This is a genomic window from Cupriavidus sp. C2SS-8b (assembly GCF_057073745.1).
The window spans coordinates 2,137,211-2,151,749 of record NZ_CP172717.1; the positions used below are offsets into that span (position 1 = coordinate 2,137,211).

General features: G+C 67.3%; 13 protein-coding genes. 11 read left to right on the top strand and 2 right to left on the bottom strand.

Translation table 11 applies throughout. The annotated features are described in order from the left end of the window. Positions 1 to 14 precede the first annotated feature (14 nt). The gene (locus tag ACIGJB_RS26710; RefSeq protein ID WP_483732979.1) at positions 15 to 1,058 is read right to left on the bottom strand and encodes an SDR family oxidoreductase; all 1,044 of its coding nucleotides are present in this window, start codon (positions 1,056 to 1,058) and stop codon (positions 15 to 17) included. A 271-nt stretch (positions 1,059 to 1,329) separates the two neighbouring features. On the opposite strand from ACIGJB_RS26710, the gene ACIGJB_RS26715 reads away from it, so the two are divergent. Genes ACIGJB_RS26715 through ACIGJB_RS26725 form a run of 3 tightly spaced genes read left to right on the top strand, consistent with a single transcriptional unit; the run spans position 1,330 to position 7,117 of the window. Further along, positions 1,330 to 3,144: a thiamine pyrophosphate-requiring protein gene (locus ACIGJB_RS26715; protein ID WP_483732980.1), complete on the top strand. Its 1,815-nt coding sequence runs from the start codon at positions 1,330 to 1,332 to the stop codon at positions 3,142 to 3,144. Further along, positions 3,141 to 4,241, top strand: coding sequence for an enolase C-terminal domain-like protein (locus tag ACIGJB_RS26720; protein ID WP_483732981.1), 1,101 nt, complete (start codon positions 3,141 to 3,143; stop codon positions 4,239 to 4,241). The genes ACIGJB_RS26715 and ACIGJB_RS26720 overlap by 4 nt, the downstream gene beginning before the upstream one ends. Beyond that, a complete protein-coding gene (locus tag ACIGJB_RS26725; protein WP_483732982.1) occupies positions 4,223 to 7,117 on the top strand; it encodes an FAD-binding and (Fe-S)-binding domain-containing protein in 2,895 nt (964 codons plus the stop codon). Before ACIGJB_RS26720 ends, ACIGJB_RS26725 begins: the two co-directional genes overlap by 19 nt. Positions 7,118 to 7,572: 455 nt before the next feature. On the opposite strand, the gene ACIGJB_RS26730 is transcribed toward ACIGJB_RS26725, so the two are convergent. After that, the gene (locus ACIGJB_RS26730; protein ID WP_483732983.1) at positions 7,573 to 7,749 is read right to left on the bottom strand and encodes a hypothetical protein; all 177 of its coding nucleotides are present in this window, start codon (positions 7,747 to 7,749) and stop codon (positions 7,573 to 7,575) included. Positions 7,750 to 7,807: 58 nt separating this feature from the next. Here ACIGJB_RS26730 and ACIGJB_RS26735 point away from each other — a divergent pair, with 58 nt between their 5' ends. The 8 genes from ACIGJB_RS26735 (at position 7,808) to ACIGJB_RS26770 (ending at position 14,508) form a co-directional block, all read left to right on the top strand. Beyond that, positions 7,808 to 8,062 (top strand): hypothetical protein, encoded by a 255-nt coding sequence (locus tag ACIGJB_RS26735; RefSeq protein ID WP_483732984.1) that lies wholly within the window; start codon positions 7,808 to 7,810, stop codon positions 8,060 to 8,062. A 220-nt stretch (positions 8,063 to 8,282) separates the two neighbouring features. Next, complete coding sequence (locus ACIGJB_RS26740; RefSeq protein WP_483732985.1) at positions 8,283 to 9,203, top strand: dioxygenase family protein; 921 nt, start codon at positions 8,283 to 8,285, stop codon at positions 9,201 to 9,203. A 38-nt stretch (positions 9,204 to 9,241) separates the two neighbouring features. Beyond that, complete coding sequence (locus tag ACIGJB_RS26745) at positions 9,242 to 9,991, top strand: SDR family NAD(P)-dependent oxidoreductase (protein WP_483732986.1); 750 nt, start codon at positions 9,242 to 9,244, stop codon at positions 9,989 to 9,991. Positions 9,992 to 10,028: 37 nt separating this feature from the next. Beyond that, positions 10,029 to 10,913 carry a beta-keto acid cleavage family enzyme gene (locus tag ACIGJB_RS26750; RefSeq protein ID WP_483732987.1) on the top strand — a complete coding sequence of 295 codons (885 nt, stop codon included), beginning with the start codon at positions 10,029 to 10,031 and terminating at the stop codon, positions 10,911 to 10,913. 41 nt (positions 10,914 to 10,954) lie between these two features. Next, positions 10,955 to 11,932: a quinone oxidoreductase family protein gene (locus tag ACIGJB_RS26755; RefSeq protein ID WP_483732988.1), complete on the top strand. Its 978-nt coding sequence runs from the start codon at positions 10,955 to 10,957 to the stop codon at positions 11,930 to 11,932. After that, positions 11,929 to 12,270 carry a cupin domain-containing protein gene (locus tag ACIGJB_RS26760; protein WP_483732989.1) on the top strand — a complete coding sequence of 114 codons (342 nt, stop codon included), beginning with the start codon at positions 11,929 to 11,931 and terminating at the stop codon, positions 12,268 to 12,270. The genes ACIGJB_RS26755 and ACIGJB_RS26760 overlap by 4 nt, the downstream gene beginning before the upstream one ends. 128 nt (positions 12,271 to 12,398) lie before the next feature. After that, entirely contained in the window at positions 12,399 to 13,499 is a 1,101-nt protein-coding gene (locus ACIGJB_RS26765) for a porin (RefSeq protein ID WP_483732990.1), read from the top strand. Between the two features lie 25 nt (positions 13,500 to 13,524). Further along, on the top strand, positions 13,525 to 14,508 hold the full coding sequence (locus ACIGJB_RS26770) for a tripartite tricarboxylate transporter substrate binding protein (RefSeq protein WP_483732991.1): 984 nt from the start codon (positions 13,525 to 13,527) through the stop codon (positions 14,506 to 14,508). Positions 14,509 to 14,539 lie beyond the last annotated feature (31 nt).

The window sequence follows — 14,539 nt, forward strand, 5'->3', positions numbered from 1 at the left end:
TCGTCATCGGCCCGCTAGCGGCTGCGCACGAGCCAGGCCACGGCCAGCGCGGTCATGACGATCGCGGCGATCACCACGAGCACGAAGGCCACCAGCACCCAGCGATGGGTATCGAGCCACCACTGGACGCTGCTGCGCGCGGCACGATCGGAAAACCTGCCGTGCGCGCCATGGTCGCCGCTGACAGGCTGGTACAGATTGTCGGGCCGGTTGCGTGGCAGCGGCTGGTCAGTATGCTGCGCATCGAAGCCGTGCCAGGCCAGCAGGCGATCGAGCAGGCCCGGGATCAGCCGCGTGCCGATAATGGCCTGCACCGCGGGCCAGCCCACCCACGATTCGCGGCGATGATGCAGCGCCGCCCAGACGATGGCGTCGGCCGCCAGCTCCGGCTGGAAGATTGGCGGCACGGGCTGTGGCTGGCGGTCCATGCAAGTGCGGCCCCAGTCGAACTGCGGCGTATTGAAGGCCGACAGGTGCACCATGGTCAGGTGGATGTGGCTGCCGTCGTGGATCAGTTCCGAACGCAGCGAATCGGTAAAGCCGCGCAGCGCGCTCTTCGCGCCGCAGTACGGCGCCTGTAGCGGGATCGAGCGATAGGCCAGTGCCGAGCCCACCTGGACGATCACGCCGCGGTCGCGCGTCTTCATGCGCCCCAGCGCGGCCAGCGTGCCCCACACGGCGCCCAGGTACGTCACTTGGGTCGCCCGGACAAAGTCGACCGGGGCAATCCGGTCGGCGCGGCAGAAGATGGTGGCCATCGCGCAGTTGATCCAGACATCGATCGGCCCGAGTTCGGCTTCGATTCTCGCCGCGGCACGCTCGACGGCATCATGGTCCGCCACGTCCACGACGATCGGCAGCGCCACGCCGCCGCTGCGCTCGACCTCCGCTGCCGCCGCCTGCAGCCCGTCCTGGCCACGCGCGAGCAGGCCCACGCGCCACGCGAGACGGCCGAACGCGCGCGCCGTGGCGCGGCCGATCCCGGCCGAGGCGCCGGTGATGACCACGCAACGGGCGGGAGAAAGGCGCTTTCCGGGCGTCGCGAACTGGCTGCGCATCGGTGAATTACTTCCTCAGGCAATACCGCCACCGCACGCAAGATATATCCCACCGTGATGCGTTGCGCCGGATGCCTTGCGCTGCATGCGCGGTCCGCTTGTTCGCCACATCGCGCCAACAGCGCTTGCAATCCTTACCGGAATGCGCACTTTCTACGCGGCGCGCGCCGGGACATCGCTGCGGCGGATGCGCTGCGCGGAGCACGCGTGGGGACGGCCGGGAACCGGCATGCGTGATGCATGGCTGTGTCACAGACGACGGAGGCAAACCATGGCAATGACCGTTTCTGACTTCGTGCTCAAGCGCCTGCGCGAATGGGGCGTGCGGCGCGTATTCGGCTATCCCGGCGATGGCATCAACGGCCTGATGGGCGCGTTCGGCCGTGCCGACAACGAGCCCGAATTCGTGCAGGCGCGCCACGAGGAACTGGCCGCCTTCATGGCCTGCGCCCATGCGAAGTTCACCGGCGAGGCCGGCGTCTGCCTGGCCACATCGGGCCCCGGCGCGATCCACCTGCTCAACGGCCTGTATGACGCGCGCATGGACCACCAGCCAGTAGTGGCGATCGTCGGCCAGCAGAAGCGCGCGGCACTGGGCGGGGACTACCAGCAGGAAGTCGACCTGACCACGCTGATGAAGGACGTGGCGCGCGACTTCGTGGAAATGGCGAGCGATCCCGCGCAGATGCGCCACCTGGTGGACCGCGCCATGCGCATCGCCATCGAGCGGCGCACGGTCACGTGCATCATCATCCCGAACGACGTGCAGGAACTGGCGGCGGTGCCGGTGCCGCCGCGCGAGCACGGCACCGTGCATACCGGCATCGGCTACACGGCGCGCGCGAAGGTGCCGCAGGAACCGGACCTGCGCCGGGCCGCCGAGGTGCTCAACGCGGGCAGCAAGGTGGCGATGCTGGTGGGCGCCGGCGCGTTGCAGGCCACCGATGAAGTCATCGAGGTGGCGCGGCGGCTCGGTGCCGGCGTGGCCAAGGCCCTGCTGGGCAAGGCCGCCGTACCCGACGACCTGCCCTTCGTCACGGGCAGCATCGGCCTGCTCGGCACCAAGCCAAGCTGGGAACTCATGAACGGCTGCGACACCTTGCTGATGGTGGGCTCCGCCTTTCCGTACTCCGAGTTCCTGCCCGCGGAGGGCAAGGCACGCGGGGTCCAGATCGATATCGACGGGCGCATGCTGAACCTGCGCTACCCGATGGAAATCTGCCTGGAGGGCGACAGCGCCGCCACGTTGCGCGCACTGCTGCCGCTGCTCAAGCAGCAGCCGCTCGCATGGCAGCAGGAGGTCGAGCACAACGTGGCCGAGTGGTGGCAGGTGCTGGCACAGCGCGCGGCCGCCGAGGCGGAGCCCATCAACCCGCAGCGCGTCTTCACGGAACTGTCCGAGCGGCTGCCCGACGGCTGCATCCTGACCTGCGACTCGGGCTCCGCGGCCAACTGGTATGCGCGCGACCTCAAGATACGGCGCGGCATGATGGCATCGCTCAGCGGCGGGCTCGCGACCATGGGCCCTGCCGTGCCGTATGCGATTGCCGCCAGGTATGCGCACCCGGACCGGCCCGTGATCGCGATGGCCGGCGATGGGGCCATGCAGATGAACGGCATCAACGGGCTGATCACGATCTCGCGCGACTGGAAGCGCTGGTCGGGCGGGTCGCTGACTATCATCGTGCTGAACAACGGCGACCTGAACCAGGTCACGTGGGAGCAGCGCGTCATGGAAGGCGACCCGAAGTTTGCCGCGTCGCAGGACCTGCCGCCGTTCGGCTATGCCGCGTTCGCGCAGCTGCTCGGCCTGCAGGGCATTCGCGTCGACCGGCCCGAGTCGATCGGCCCGGCCCTGGACCAGGCACTGGCCGCCACCGTGCCCACGGTGCTCGAAATGGTCACGGACCCCAATGTGCCACCGCTGCCACCGCATATTTCGGTGAAAGAGGCGCGTGCCTATCTATCCGCCATGCTGCATGGCGACGCCGATGCGGGCGGCACCTTGCGCGCCACCTTCCGGCAGGTGTGGGAATCGCTGACGGCGCCGTCGAAGCGGCACGCCGAGAAGGACTCCACGCCGTGACGCACGCCCGCCCCGCGCCGATACGGTCCGTCGAAGCCCGGGCCTATCGGATTCCGCTACCCGCCGCGGAATCCGACGGCACGCTGGAGTGGGACCACACCACGCTGGTGGTCGTGCATGCCACGGCCGGCGGCGTCCGCGGTTGCGGGTATGGGTACTCCGACCAGGCGGTCATACCGATCATTGCGCAGATCCTCGTGCCGCGCGTGCTCGGCACCGATGCGATGGCCACGAACGCCAGCTGGCGCGCGATGACCGGGGCGGTGCGCAATCTCGGTGTTTCGGGCCTGTGCGCGCAGGCGATCTCCGCCGTCGACATCGCGCTGTGGGACCTGAAGGCGCGGCTGCTCGACGTGTCGCTGATGCAGCTGCTCGGCGCGGCGCGCACGTCGATTCCCGGCTATGCGAGCGGCGGCTTCACGAGCCTGACGCCCGCGCAACTGCGCGAGACCGGGCGCGCCTGGCGCGATGCCGGCTTTACGCGCGTCAAGATCAAGGTGGGACGCCACCCGGCCGACGATCCGTCGCGCGTCGCCACGATGCGCGACGCGGTCGGGCCGGACGTCGAAGTGTTCGTCGATGCCAATGGCGCCTACACGGTCGCGCAGGCGCTGCACATGGCGGACCGGTTTGCACAGTCCGATATCTCGTGGTTCGAGGAACCCGTGTCCTCCGACGATATCTCGGGCCTGCGCGAAGTGCGCGAGCACACGCCCCCTGGGGTGGCTGTAGCGGCCGGCGAGTATGGCTTTACCGGCGACGATTTCCGGCGGCTGCTGGAACCGCGCTGCGTCGATGTCCTGCAGGCCGACGCGACGCGCTGCGGCATCACGGGCTGGCTGCGCGCGGTGAATCTTTGCGAAGCCTTTCACGTCCCGCTTTCCAGCCATTGCGCCCCGGCCCTGCACGCGAGCCTGTGCTGCGCGGCTTCGGCGGCCATCCACGTCGAAGTGTTCGAGGATCATGCGCAGATCGAACAACGGTACTTCGACGGCATCCCCGCACTGCGCGACGGCAGTCTCCATCCGCATGCCGACCGGCCCGGGCTCGGGCTGCACTTCAAGGAAGGGGATGCACGATGCCACCTGGCCTGTTAGAGACCGGCCCCGGCGAAACCTTCGCCGCGCTGGAGCAAGACCTTCGCGATACCGTCGACGCCGAAGTGCGCTTCGACGCGGGCAGCCGCGCGCTCTATGCGACCGATGCATCGAACTACCGGCAGGTGCCTGTCGGCGTGGTGCTACCGCGCAGTGTGCAGGCCGTCATCGATACCGTGGCCCTGTGCCGGCGGCACGGCGCGCCCGTGCTGTCGCGCGGCGGCGGCACCAGCCTGTGCGGGCAGACCTGCAACGTCGCGGTGGTGCTCGACTTCTCGAAGTACCTGAACCGCATCCTTGCCATCGATCCGCAGGAGAAGACCGCGCGCGTGCAGCCGGGCGTGGTGCTGGACCGCCTGCGCGATGCCGCCGAACGCCATCACCTGACGTTCGCGCCGGACCCCGCCACGCATACGCACAATACGCTCGGCGGCATGATCGGCAACAACTCGTGCGGGCCGCATTCGGTCATGGGCGGCGAAACCATCCGCAACGTGATCGAACTCGACATCCTGACCTACGACGGCACCCGGCTGACCGTCGGCGCGACCACGCCGCAGGCGTGGGACGCGCTGGCCGCACGGACCGACCGCGTGGGCGAGATCTACCGGCACCTGCGCACGCTGCGCGATGACTTCCAGGACGAGATCCGCGAACACATGCCGCGGATTCCGCGACGCGTCTCGGGCTACAGCCTGGAAGCGCTGCTGCCCGAGTACGGCGGCAATATCGCCCACGCGCTGGTCGGTACCGAAGGCACCTGCGTGGTCGTGCTGGAGGCCAAGCTGCGGCTGATGGACAGCCCGCGCGCGCGCACGCTGATCGCGCTCGGCTATCCGGACGTGTATCACGCCGCCGACCACGTGTTGGACGTCATGGACGCCGGCCCGATTGCAGTGGAAGGCATGGACGACCGGCTGATCGGCGACATGAAGGCGCTGCACATGCACCCCGACGATGTGGCGCTGCTGCCGGAAGGCAACGGCTGGCTGCTGGCGGAATTCGGCGGCGACGACAAGGCGCAGGCCGACGGCCGCGCGCAAAAGCTGATGGATGCCCTGAAGGCCGGCGGCGACCCGCCTTCGATGAAGCTGTTCGACGACCCCGGCGAAGAGCAACTGATCTGGCGCGTGCGGGAATCCGGCCTCGGCGCCACCGCGCACGTGCCGAACCAAAAGATTACCTGGGAAGGCTGGGAAGACTCGGCCGTGCCGCCGCGGCACCTGGCCGAGTATCTGCGCCGCCTGCGCGAGCTGTTCGACCAATACGGCTATGCCTGCGCGCTGTACGGCCACTTCGGCCAGGGGTGCGTGCATACGCGCATCGACTTCGACCTGGAAACGGCGCAAGGCATCGAGACCTGGCGGCGCTTCCTGGATGATGCGGCGCACCTCGTCGTGAGCCTGGGCGGCTCGATCTCCGGCGAGCATGGCGACGGGCAGTCGAAAGCCGACCTGCTGCCGATCATGTACAGCGAACGGCTTATGCGCGCCTTCGGCAGGTTCAAGCAGATCTGGGACCCGCTCAATCGCATGAACCCCGGCAAGATCGTCAATCCATTTCATGTCGACCAGAACTTGCGGATCGGGACGGACTACAACCCGCCTGAGCAGCCCGTCTATTTCCACTACACGACGGACGGCGGCAGCTTCCCGCGGGCAATGCTGCGTTGCGTCGGCGTGGGCGAGTGCCGCAAGAACAAGGGCGTGATGTGCCCGAGCTATATGGCGACGGGCGAGGAAAAGCACTCGACGCGCGGACGTGCCCGCATGCTGTTCGAGATGCTGAAGGGCGAGGTGGTGCAGGACGGCTGGCGTTCGGAGGCCGTGCATGATGCACTCGACCTCTGCCTGTCCTGCAAGGGCTGCAAGGGCGAATGTCCCGTGAACGTCGACATGGCGATCTACCGTGCCGAATTCATGGCGCATTACTACGAACGCCGGCACCGGCCGCGTGAAGCCTTTGCCTTCGGCCTGGTCGACCGGTGGGCGCGGATGGGGCTTCATGCCCCGGGCCTCGCCAACCTGCTCACGCATGCGCCGCTGTTCTCGCAGGCGGCGCACAAGCTGGCCAACGTGGCGAGCGAACGCGAGATTCCGCGCGTGGCGAACCAGTCGTTCCGCGACTGGTTCGCCACGCGGCCGCGCCCGGCTCCGTACGGGCGCCGCGTGATCCTGTGGCCGGACACCTTCACCAACGCCTTTGAGCCGGCGATCGCGCGCGACGCCGTCGCCGTGCTGGAAGCCACGGGACACGATGTGCATATCCCGCGCGAGCCGGTGTGCTGCGGCCGGCCGCTCTACGAGTACGGCATGCTGGACCGGGCCCGTGCCTATCTGCGCGGCGTGCTGGACATGCTGGCCGACGATATCCGCCGCGGTACGCCGGTGGTGGTGCTGGAACCCGCCTGCCTGTCCGTGTTCCACGAGGAAATGCGCGAGCTGCTCGGCGGCGACGAACAAGCCATGCGCCTGCGCCGGCAGGCGTTCCTGCTGCCCGACTTCCTGTGCCAGCAGGATTCCCTGCGCGGCCTGCGTACGCTGTCAGGCAGCGCGCTCGTCCACCTGCATTGCCATCATCGCTCGCTCTGGAAGGGCGACGGGGAAGAACAGGTACTGCGCGCGCTCGGCGTCGCCCATACCGTGCTGGATTCGGGTTGCTGCGGCATGGCTGGGTCGTTCGGATTCCTGCCGGAAAAACAGGCGGTATCGGATGCTTGCGCCCAGCGGACCCTGATCCCGCGCATCCTGGCGAAAGACGCCCAGACGATGGTCGTGGCTGACGGCTTCAGTTGCCGCCTGCAGATCCGGCACCACGCGGGCGCGCAGGCGCTTCATATCGCCCAGATGCTGGCGCGGGCACTGGAGTTGACATGAAGCCTGTCGTTCATCACTTCCATTCTCATCCGCCACTGCACGGAAGGCGGTATTACCTTGCGCTTGCAGGGGCCTTGTTCGCCGTAGGCGGTATTTACGCAGCACTTTTCGTCGCTCTTTAGAGGGGGCTTTCGCCCGACGAGCATGAGTTGTGTTGCAGCCTGCTTATTTCAGCATTTAATTATGTTGCGTCGCGATACTGTCCATTTCGAACACTACAATTAAGACAATCAGACGCCGCTTGGTTGCTGCCAGTCGCTTGGTCCAACCAGCATCCAAACCCGCCGGAAGCGGGTTTTTCTTCGCGTAGTCCTCGCGATACCGCAGGTGGAGGAACCGCCATGCCTCAACTATTCACTCGGAAAAAGATGGAGTTAGATGAAGAACACGAAGAAATGATTGAAGATCGCAGCGTGCTGGCGCGCGCGGCGCGCACTATCGCAGCCAGCAGGCAGCTACTGGAGCGTCTTGGTGCGCTCGGCCCGGTGCAGCCATCGGATCAGCACGCAGCCCGTTTGCGGCGGACGTCGTCCCAGCCCGTGCCCGATATCAAGCGGCCCGGGGCCCAGCGGCATGGCGAAGAATCCACGCCCGACAAGGAAGCCCAGCCTCGGTGCCCATCTGTCGGACATCCTCCGATACCGGGCCTCTCCGTCAAGAGCTATCACAAGAAAAGAGAGCAGCATCTGCATGGAGCGCATCATGCACGCAAGACCGGCGGCGCGGAACATCGAAGAGGACCTCAGGGAGCTTGATGAGACGGCGCGCTCCATCGAACGTCTTGGAGCGCGCATTCAAGCGCAGGAGAGACGGATTGCTGCGCTCAGGCGGGATGGCATAGAAACCGGGAGCGCGGAAGAAATTCGCGCCAGGCTATGCGATAGCCTCAAGGACATGGTCATGCATCGTGCGCTGATTTTGCATGCAATGACCTTTGGCAACTAAGGGAAAAGCAGGCCGCCTTTTGCGCTCTGCGATAGCGGCGGGCCGTAATTCTGCCGCCCCCGGCGCGCGGCGATCCCTACCTCTCAAGCGCTGATTTCCCGGGCGTTCAACGAAACTCCCCGGCCTCCGTCCTTCCTTGCTTCAAAACAATGCTTGACCAATCCAATTCTTTGGCCATAATTGCAAACGTTTGCTGCAAACGTTTGCAAGGAGAAGAACAATGGAGACTCAGCAAGGCACCGCGCCGCTTCGGCTGATTGAAGACGAGCATTCCGTCACCCAGATCGTCCAGGCCGCCATGGCGCAGACGAACAGTCCGCGCTTGCGCCTGATGATGGGCTTGCTGGTGCAGCACCTGCACGATTTCCTGCGCGAGGTCCGTCCCACCGACGAGGAATTCGAGCAGGCGCTGGAATTCATTGCCGCACTCGGGCACGCCACCAATGCGACCAACAATGAAGTGGTGCTGGCCGCCGACGTGCTGGGCCTGTCGACGCTGGTGACGGTGATGAACAACAGCACCCGGGACGGCCGCACGCCGGGCGCGCTGCTGGGCCCGTTCTATCGCGCCAACGCCCCGCGCTATGGCTGCGGCGACTGCGTGGTGCAGGACGACGCGCCGGGCCTGCCGCTGTTCGTGCGCGGCACCGTGCGCGGCACCGATGGCGCGCCGCTGTCCGGCGCGCTGGTGGAGATCTGGCAGGCATCGCCGATCGGTCTGTATGACAACCAGGACCCGCGCCAGCCCGACCGCAACCTGCGTGGCTGCTTCCACACCGATGCGCAGGGCGCCTACCACTTCCGCACCGTGCGGCCCGCCGGCTATCCGGTGCCGACCCATGGACCGATCGGCACGCTGCTGGACGCCCAGCAGCGCCATCCGTACCGCCCCGCGCATATCCACTTCATCGTGGCGGCGCCGGGCTATCGCACGCTGGTAACGCAGGTGTTCGTGGACGAGGCGCACGCGCTGGAATCGGATGTGACCTTCGGCGTGCACCGGCAACTCGTCGGCCATCTCGAACGGGTCGATCACGGTCACAGCCCGTGGGGCGACCTGCCCGCGCCGTTCTACACGCTCGATTTCGATTTCACGCTCGAACCCGGCGAACAGACTTTCCCGAAGCCGCCGATCGACTGACCCACCGCCTCCCTTTCCACGCAGCCCGACTGAATACCATGAGCCTTTCATCCCTCTCCGGCAAGGTTGCCGTGATCCTCGGAGGCACCGGCGGCATCGGCCTTGCCACCGGCCATGCGCTGGCCCAGCTTGGCGCCAGCGTGGTCCTGACCGGGCGCCTGCGCGACAGCGCGGACAGCGCGGCCGCGTCGCTGCCGGCCGGCAATCACCTGGGCGCCGTGGCCGAGATCGGCGACACCGCGTCGCTGAACGCGCTGGCCGGCGAAGTCAGCCACCACTACGGCCGGATCGACATCCTGGTCAACACCGCCGGCTTCACGCGGGCCATTCCGCACGCGGACCTCGACGCGCTCGACGATGCCCTGATCGACGAACTGTTCGCGATCAACTGGCGCGGCCAGTTCGCGGCCATCCGCGCATTCGCGCCGCACCTGCGCGCCCATGGCGACGGGCTGGTGGTCAACGTCGGCTCCATCGCGGGCCGCACGGGCCAGGGCAGCAACGTGGCCTACTGCGCGGCCAAGGCCGGGCTGGATGTCATGGCCGTGTCGCTGGGCCGCGCGCTGGCGCCGGCCATCCGCGTGCTGAACGTCTCGCCCGGCGTGGTCGACACGGGCTTCGTGCCCGGCCGCGACGACACCTTCAACGAGCGCGCCGCCAAAACCACGCCGCTGCGCCGTATCGGCCAGGCCCAGGACGTGGCCGACGCCATCGTCGCCTGCGCCACGTCGCTGCGCTTTGCCACGGGCACGACCATCGTCGTCGACGGCGGACGACAGCTGGGCTGATTGCTTTTTCGCTTTCCACACTATCGCCAACGCAACCATGCACGCACGCAAGACCCTCATCACCTGCGCGGTAACCGGCAATATCGTCACGCCCGAGCAGTACCCCAACCTGCCCGTGACGCCGGAGCAGATCGCCAACGCCGCGCTGGAAGCCGCTGAAGCCGGCGCCGCGGCCGCACACATCCACGTGCGCGATCCGGAGACCGGGCGTCCCTCGATGTCGCTCGACTACTACGCCGATGTCATCGACCGCATCCGCAAGCGTCATCGCACGCTGATCATCAACCTGACCACCGGTCCCGGCGGACGCTTCGTGCCCAGCGAGGACGAGCCGCGCATGGCGGCGCCGGGCACCACGCTGCTGCACCCGGCGAAGCGCGTCGAGCACATCGCGGCGCTGCGCCCCGACGTGTGTTCGCTGGACCTGAACACCATGAACTCGGGCGGCGACGTGGTCATCAACACGCCGGCCAATGTCCGCAAGATGGCCGCCGTGATCCGCTCGGCCGGCGTCATGCCCGAGCTGGAGATCTTCGATTCGGGCGATCTCAACATGGCGCTGGACTTCATCCGCGAAGGCGTGCTCGACGGCCCCGGGCTGTGGACCTTCGTGCTCGGCGTGAAGTACGGCTTCGCGCCGACGCCGGAAACCCTCTTCTACGCGCGCAACATGCTGCCGCCCGGGGCGCACTGGTCGGCCTTCGGCATCGGCCGCGCCGAGTTCCCCATCGTGGCGCAGGCCTGGCTCGCGGGCGGGCATGTCCGGGTCGGGCTGGAAGACAACATCTACCTGGAAAAAGGCGTGCTGGCCCCGAGCAACGCCGCACTGGTGGCCAAGGCGAGCGACATCGTCCGCTCGCTCGGCGGCGAGATTGCCTCGCCACAGGAAGCGCGCCGCGTGCTCGGCCTGCGCGAAGCCTGAACCAACACCGCACAAGACAAGACACTGAAAAGGAAGAGACCATGAACACCATTCGCGTCAGCGAGAAAGCCGCTGGCATCGACAGCCTGCAACTGGAACTGGTAGGCGCGCCGCGCCCTGAAGCCGTGGACGGCCAGTGCGTGATTGAAGTGGCCAGCGCGGGCGTCAATCCCAGCGACGTCAAGGCCACGCTCGGCCTGATGCCGCACGCGATCTGGCCGCGCACGCCGGGGCGCGACTATGCAGGCACGGTGGTTGCCGGCCCGAACGGCATGGTCGGCCTGCAGGTATGGGGCAGTGGCGGCGAGCTGGGCATCCGCCGCGACGGCACGCATGGCAGATACCTGAGCGTGGCCACGCAGTCGGTACGCGAAAAGCCGGCCACGCTGTCGCTGCTCGAAGCCGGCGCGGTCGGCGTGCCGTTCATCACCGCCTATGAAGGCCTGCGCCGCGCCGGCATGCCGAAGCCCGGCAGCACCGTGCTGGTGTGCGGCGGCAACGGCAAGGTTGGCCAGGCGACCATCCAGATCGCCACTGCGCTGGGCGCGCGCGTGTTCGCCGTGGAGCGCACCGCGGAGCGCTATCGCGGCCACGCCAGCGGCCCGGTGCGCATGATCGACGCAAGCAGCGAATCCATCGCCGCGGTGGTGCGCGACGAAACCGGCGGGCATGGCGCCGACATTGTCTACAACACGGTCGGCAGCCCGTACTTCGAGCAGGCCAACCAGGCCATGGCGATCGGCGCCGCGCAGATCTTCATCTCCACCATCGAGCGCCCCGTGCCGTTCGATATCTTCACGTTTTACCGTGGCCAGCACACCTATGTGGGCGTCGACACGCTGGCGCTGGACAGCAGTGCGTGCGCGGGCATCCTCGACCAGCTTGCGCCGATGTTCACCTCCGGCGCGTTGAAGCCGTTCCCGGTGCTGCCCGAGTACACCTACGCGCTGGCGGACGCCGCCGACGCCTATCGCGCCGTGCTGCAAGGCGCGACCGAACGCGTGGTGCTCAAGCCATGAACACGACCCGCTTCGCGCAGGCGCCGGCGTACTTTCCGCCGAACCACGACGGCATGCATTGCCTGCGCCTGCAGGGGCATGAAGCAGGGCCGTCCGAGTCGCTGTGGCTCGGCGTGTCGGTGCTGCTGCCGGGCGGGCACACCAGCATGGATGCATCCGCCGTCGAGAAGCACTACGTCGTGCTCGAAGGCGAGGTCTGCGTGCGCACGCCTGACGAGACCGTCACGCTGCAGCAGTTCGACTCGGTGCGGCTTGCGCCGGGCGAAGCGCGGCAAGTATCCAATCCGGGTAACCGCCCGGCGATGCTGCTGCTGGCGATGCCTTACCCGAAAGCGTGAGCCGGCAGCTAAAACGAGCAGCAAGCAGTACGTAGCACGTAACACCCGGCGCCACGGCATGGCGCCGTCCCCGCGCATTGCGGGGACTCTCTTCCATAACAAACATCAAAGGTAGGGGAGACAAACCCATGAAACGCGTTCCCATGCGAAGCGCGGCCCTGGCCGTGGCCGCATGCTGCCTGGCCGGCACGGCCCAGGCGCAGTCATCGGTCACGATCTATGGCCGCATCAACACCGCGCTGGAGTATTCCAACGCCACCACCGCCACGGACGGCACGCACCTGGGCGGCACCGGACGGCTGACCAACAACCGCTCGGTATTCGGGCTGCGTGGCGAGGAAGACCTGGGCGGAACGCTCAAGGCGATCTGGCAGATCGAGAGCAACTTCTCGCTCGATACGGGCCAGGGCCAGATTGCCGGGCGCAATGACCGCATCGGGCTGCAGGGCAAGGCCGGCACCTTCTTCATGGGCCACTGGCAGACGCCGTACACCGAGGCGACGTCCGGCTACGACCCCTACTACCCGACCACCGCCGGCTACATGGCGCTGATCGGCAACGGGTCCACGTCGAGCTCCGACAACGTGCAGGACACCAGCTCGTTCGATCGCCGGCAGAAGAACATCATCGTCTACAAGACGCCATCGCTGGCAGGCTTCAGTGGCGCCGCGGCGTGGGGCATCAACGAGGAAAAGCTGACCGTGCCGCGCAATCCCGGCCTGTACTCGTTCTCGGCCGCGTATGACAACGGCCCGCTCAATGTGGTGCTGGCCTATGAGATCCACCAGAACTACCAGGTCCAGGGCCGCAACGACGACGCCATGAAGGCGGGCGTGTCGTACCGGTTCCCCAGCACCACGGTCGCGCTGCTGTACGAGCGCCTGCACTACCGCACCGCCACCGGCGACCTGACGCGCAACGGCTACTACGCTTCGCTCGTGCAGAAGCTGGGCCCGGGCAGCGTAAGGGCAGGCTTCGCGCTGGCCAGCAACGGCGCCGGCAGCGCCACCGAGACCGTCGGCTTCTTCCGCAGCGGCGCGGAGACGGGCGCCATGCAGTTCACGGTCGGCTACGACTATCCGCTGTCCAAACGTACCGCGCTGTATGCCTACTACAGCCGCATCCAGAACAAGAAGAACGCGATCTATGACTTCGCCATCAATGAACTCGGCGTGAGCGCCGGCGCGAGCCCGCAGACCTTTGCGCTCGGCATGCGCCACTTCTTCTGAATCCCCGGTTGCAAGGAGACCTACGATGTACCGCCCCCTTCGTCGCAAAGCCCTGCTCACCCTGACCGCCGCGGTTGCCCTGGCCGCCCTGCCCGCCATGGCGCAACCGCAATACCCGTCCAAGCCGATCCGTCTCGTGGTGCCTTTCTCGGCCGGCAGCGCCACCGACATCCTGGCCCGCATCATCGGCGCCAGGATGGGACAGGATTCCAGCTACCAGATCATCGTCGACAACCGCCCCGGCGCCGGCGGCACGCTCGGCGCCACCGGCGTCGCCAAGGCCGCGCCGGACGGCTACACGCTGATCCTGGTGTCGGTCGGGCACGCCATCAACGCCACGCTGTACCCGAAGCTGGCCTACGACACCGTCAAGGACTTCGCGCCGGTGTCGCTGGTGGCGAGCGTGCCCAATGTGCTGGTGGTGAACGCCGCCAGCCAGTACAACTCCGTGCGCGACGTCGTTGCCGCGGCCAGGGCCAAGCCCGGTGCCATGAACTTCGATTCAGCCGGCTCGGGCAGCTCCACGCATCTGAGCGGCGAGCTGTTCAAGATGCAGGCCGGCATCGACGTGGTCCACATCCCGTACAAGGGCACGGGCGAAGCGCTCACCGACGTGATGGCGGGGCGCGGCGACATGATGTTCGCGCCGTCGGTCTCGGCCATGCCGTTCGTGCGCCAGGGCAAGCTCAAGGCCCTGGCCGTGACCACGGCGAAGCGGGCCGCCTCGCTGCCCGACATTCCAACCGTGGCGGAAGCCGGCCTGCCGGGATATACCTTCGATTCGTGGTTCGGCATCCTGGCTCCCGCCGGCACGCCAAAGGAGATCGTCAACGCGCTCAATGCCGAGATCGGCAAGGCATTGGCCGCGCCCGATGTCAGGGAAAAGCTTGCGGTGCAGGGCGCCGAGCCCAGGCCCTCCACGCCGCAGGAGTTCTCCGCGTATATCCAGACGGAAATTGCCAGGCTCGCGCCCGTCGTGAAGCAGTCGGGCGTGAAGGGCGGCCAGTAAGTGAGAAGTGCGGGCGGCGGTGTCCGCCGGC

What these genes read in the sequence shown, in the direction of transcription:
- ACIGJB_RS26755 (WP_483732988.1), top strand. Translation starts at nt 10,955, where the DNA reads ATGAACACCATTCGCGTCAGCGAGAAAGCCGCTGGCATCGACAGCCTG.
- ACIGJB_RS26725 (WP_483732982.1), top strand. Translation starts at nt 4,223, where the DNA reads ATGCCACCTGGCCTGTTAGAGACCGGCCCCGGCGAAACCTTCGCCGCG.
- ACIGJB_RS26765 (WP_483732990.1), top strand. Translation starts at nt 12,399, where the DNA reads ATGAAACGCGTTCCCATGCGAAGCGCGGCCCTGGCCGTGGCCGCATGC.
- ACIGJB_RS26715 (WP_483732980.1), top strand. Translation starts at nt 1,330, where the DNA reads ATGGCAATGACCGTTTCTGACTTCGTGCTCAAGCGCCTGCGCGAATGG.
- ACIGJB_RS26735 (WP_483732984.1), top strand. Translation starts at nt 7,808, where the DNA reads ATGGAGCGCATCATGCACGCAAGACCGGCGGCGCGGAACATCGAAGAG.
- ACIGJB_RS26745 (WP_483732986.1), top strand. Translation starts at nt 9,242, where the DNA reads ATGAGCCTTTCATCCCTCTCCGGCAAGGTTGCCGTGATCCTCGGAGGC.
- ACIGJB_RS26710 (WP_483732979.1), bottom strand. Translation starts at nt 1,058, where the DNA reads ATGCGCAGCCAGTTCGCGACGCCCGGAAAGCGCCTTTCTCCCGCCCGT.
- ACIGJB_RS26760 (WP_483732989.1), top strand. Translation starts at nt 11,929, where the DNA reads ATGAACACGACCCGCTTCGCGCAGGCGCCGGCGTACTTTCCGCCGAAC.
- ACIGJB_RS26750 (WP_483732987.1), top strand. Translation starts at nt 10,029, where the DNA reads ATGCACGCACGCAAGACCCTCATCACCTGCGCGGTAACCGGCAATATC.
- ACIGJB_RS26770 (WP_483732991.1), top strand. Translation starts at nt 13,525, where the DNA reads ATGTACCGCCCCCTTCGTCGCAAAGCCCTGCTCACCCTGACCGCCGCG.
- ACIGJB_RS26740 (WP_483732985.1), top strand. Translation starts at nt 8,283, where the DNA reads ATGGAGACTCAGCAAGGCACCGCGCCGCTTCGGCTGATTGAAGACGAG.
- ACIGJB_RS26730 (WP_483732983.1), bottom strand. Translation starts at nt 7,749, where the DNA reads ATGTCCGACAGATGGGCACCGAGGCTGGGCTTCCTTGTCGGGCGTGGA.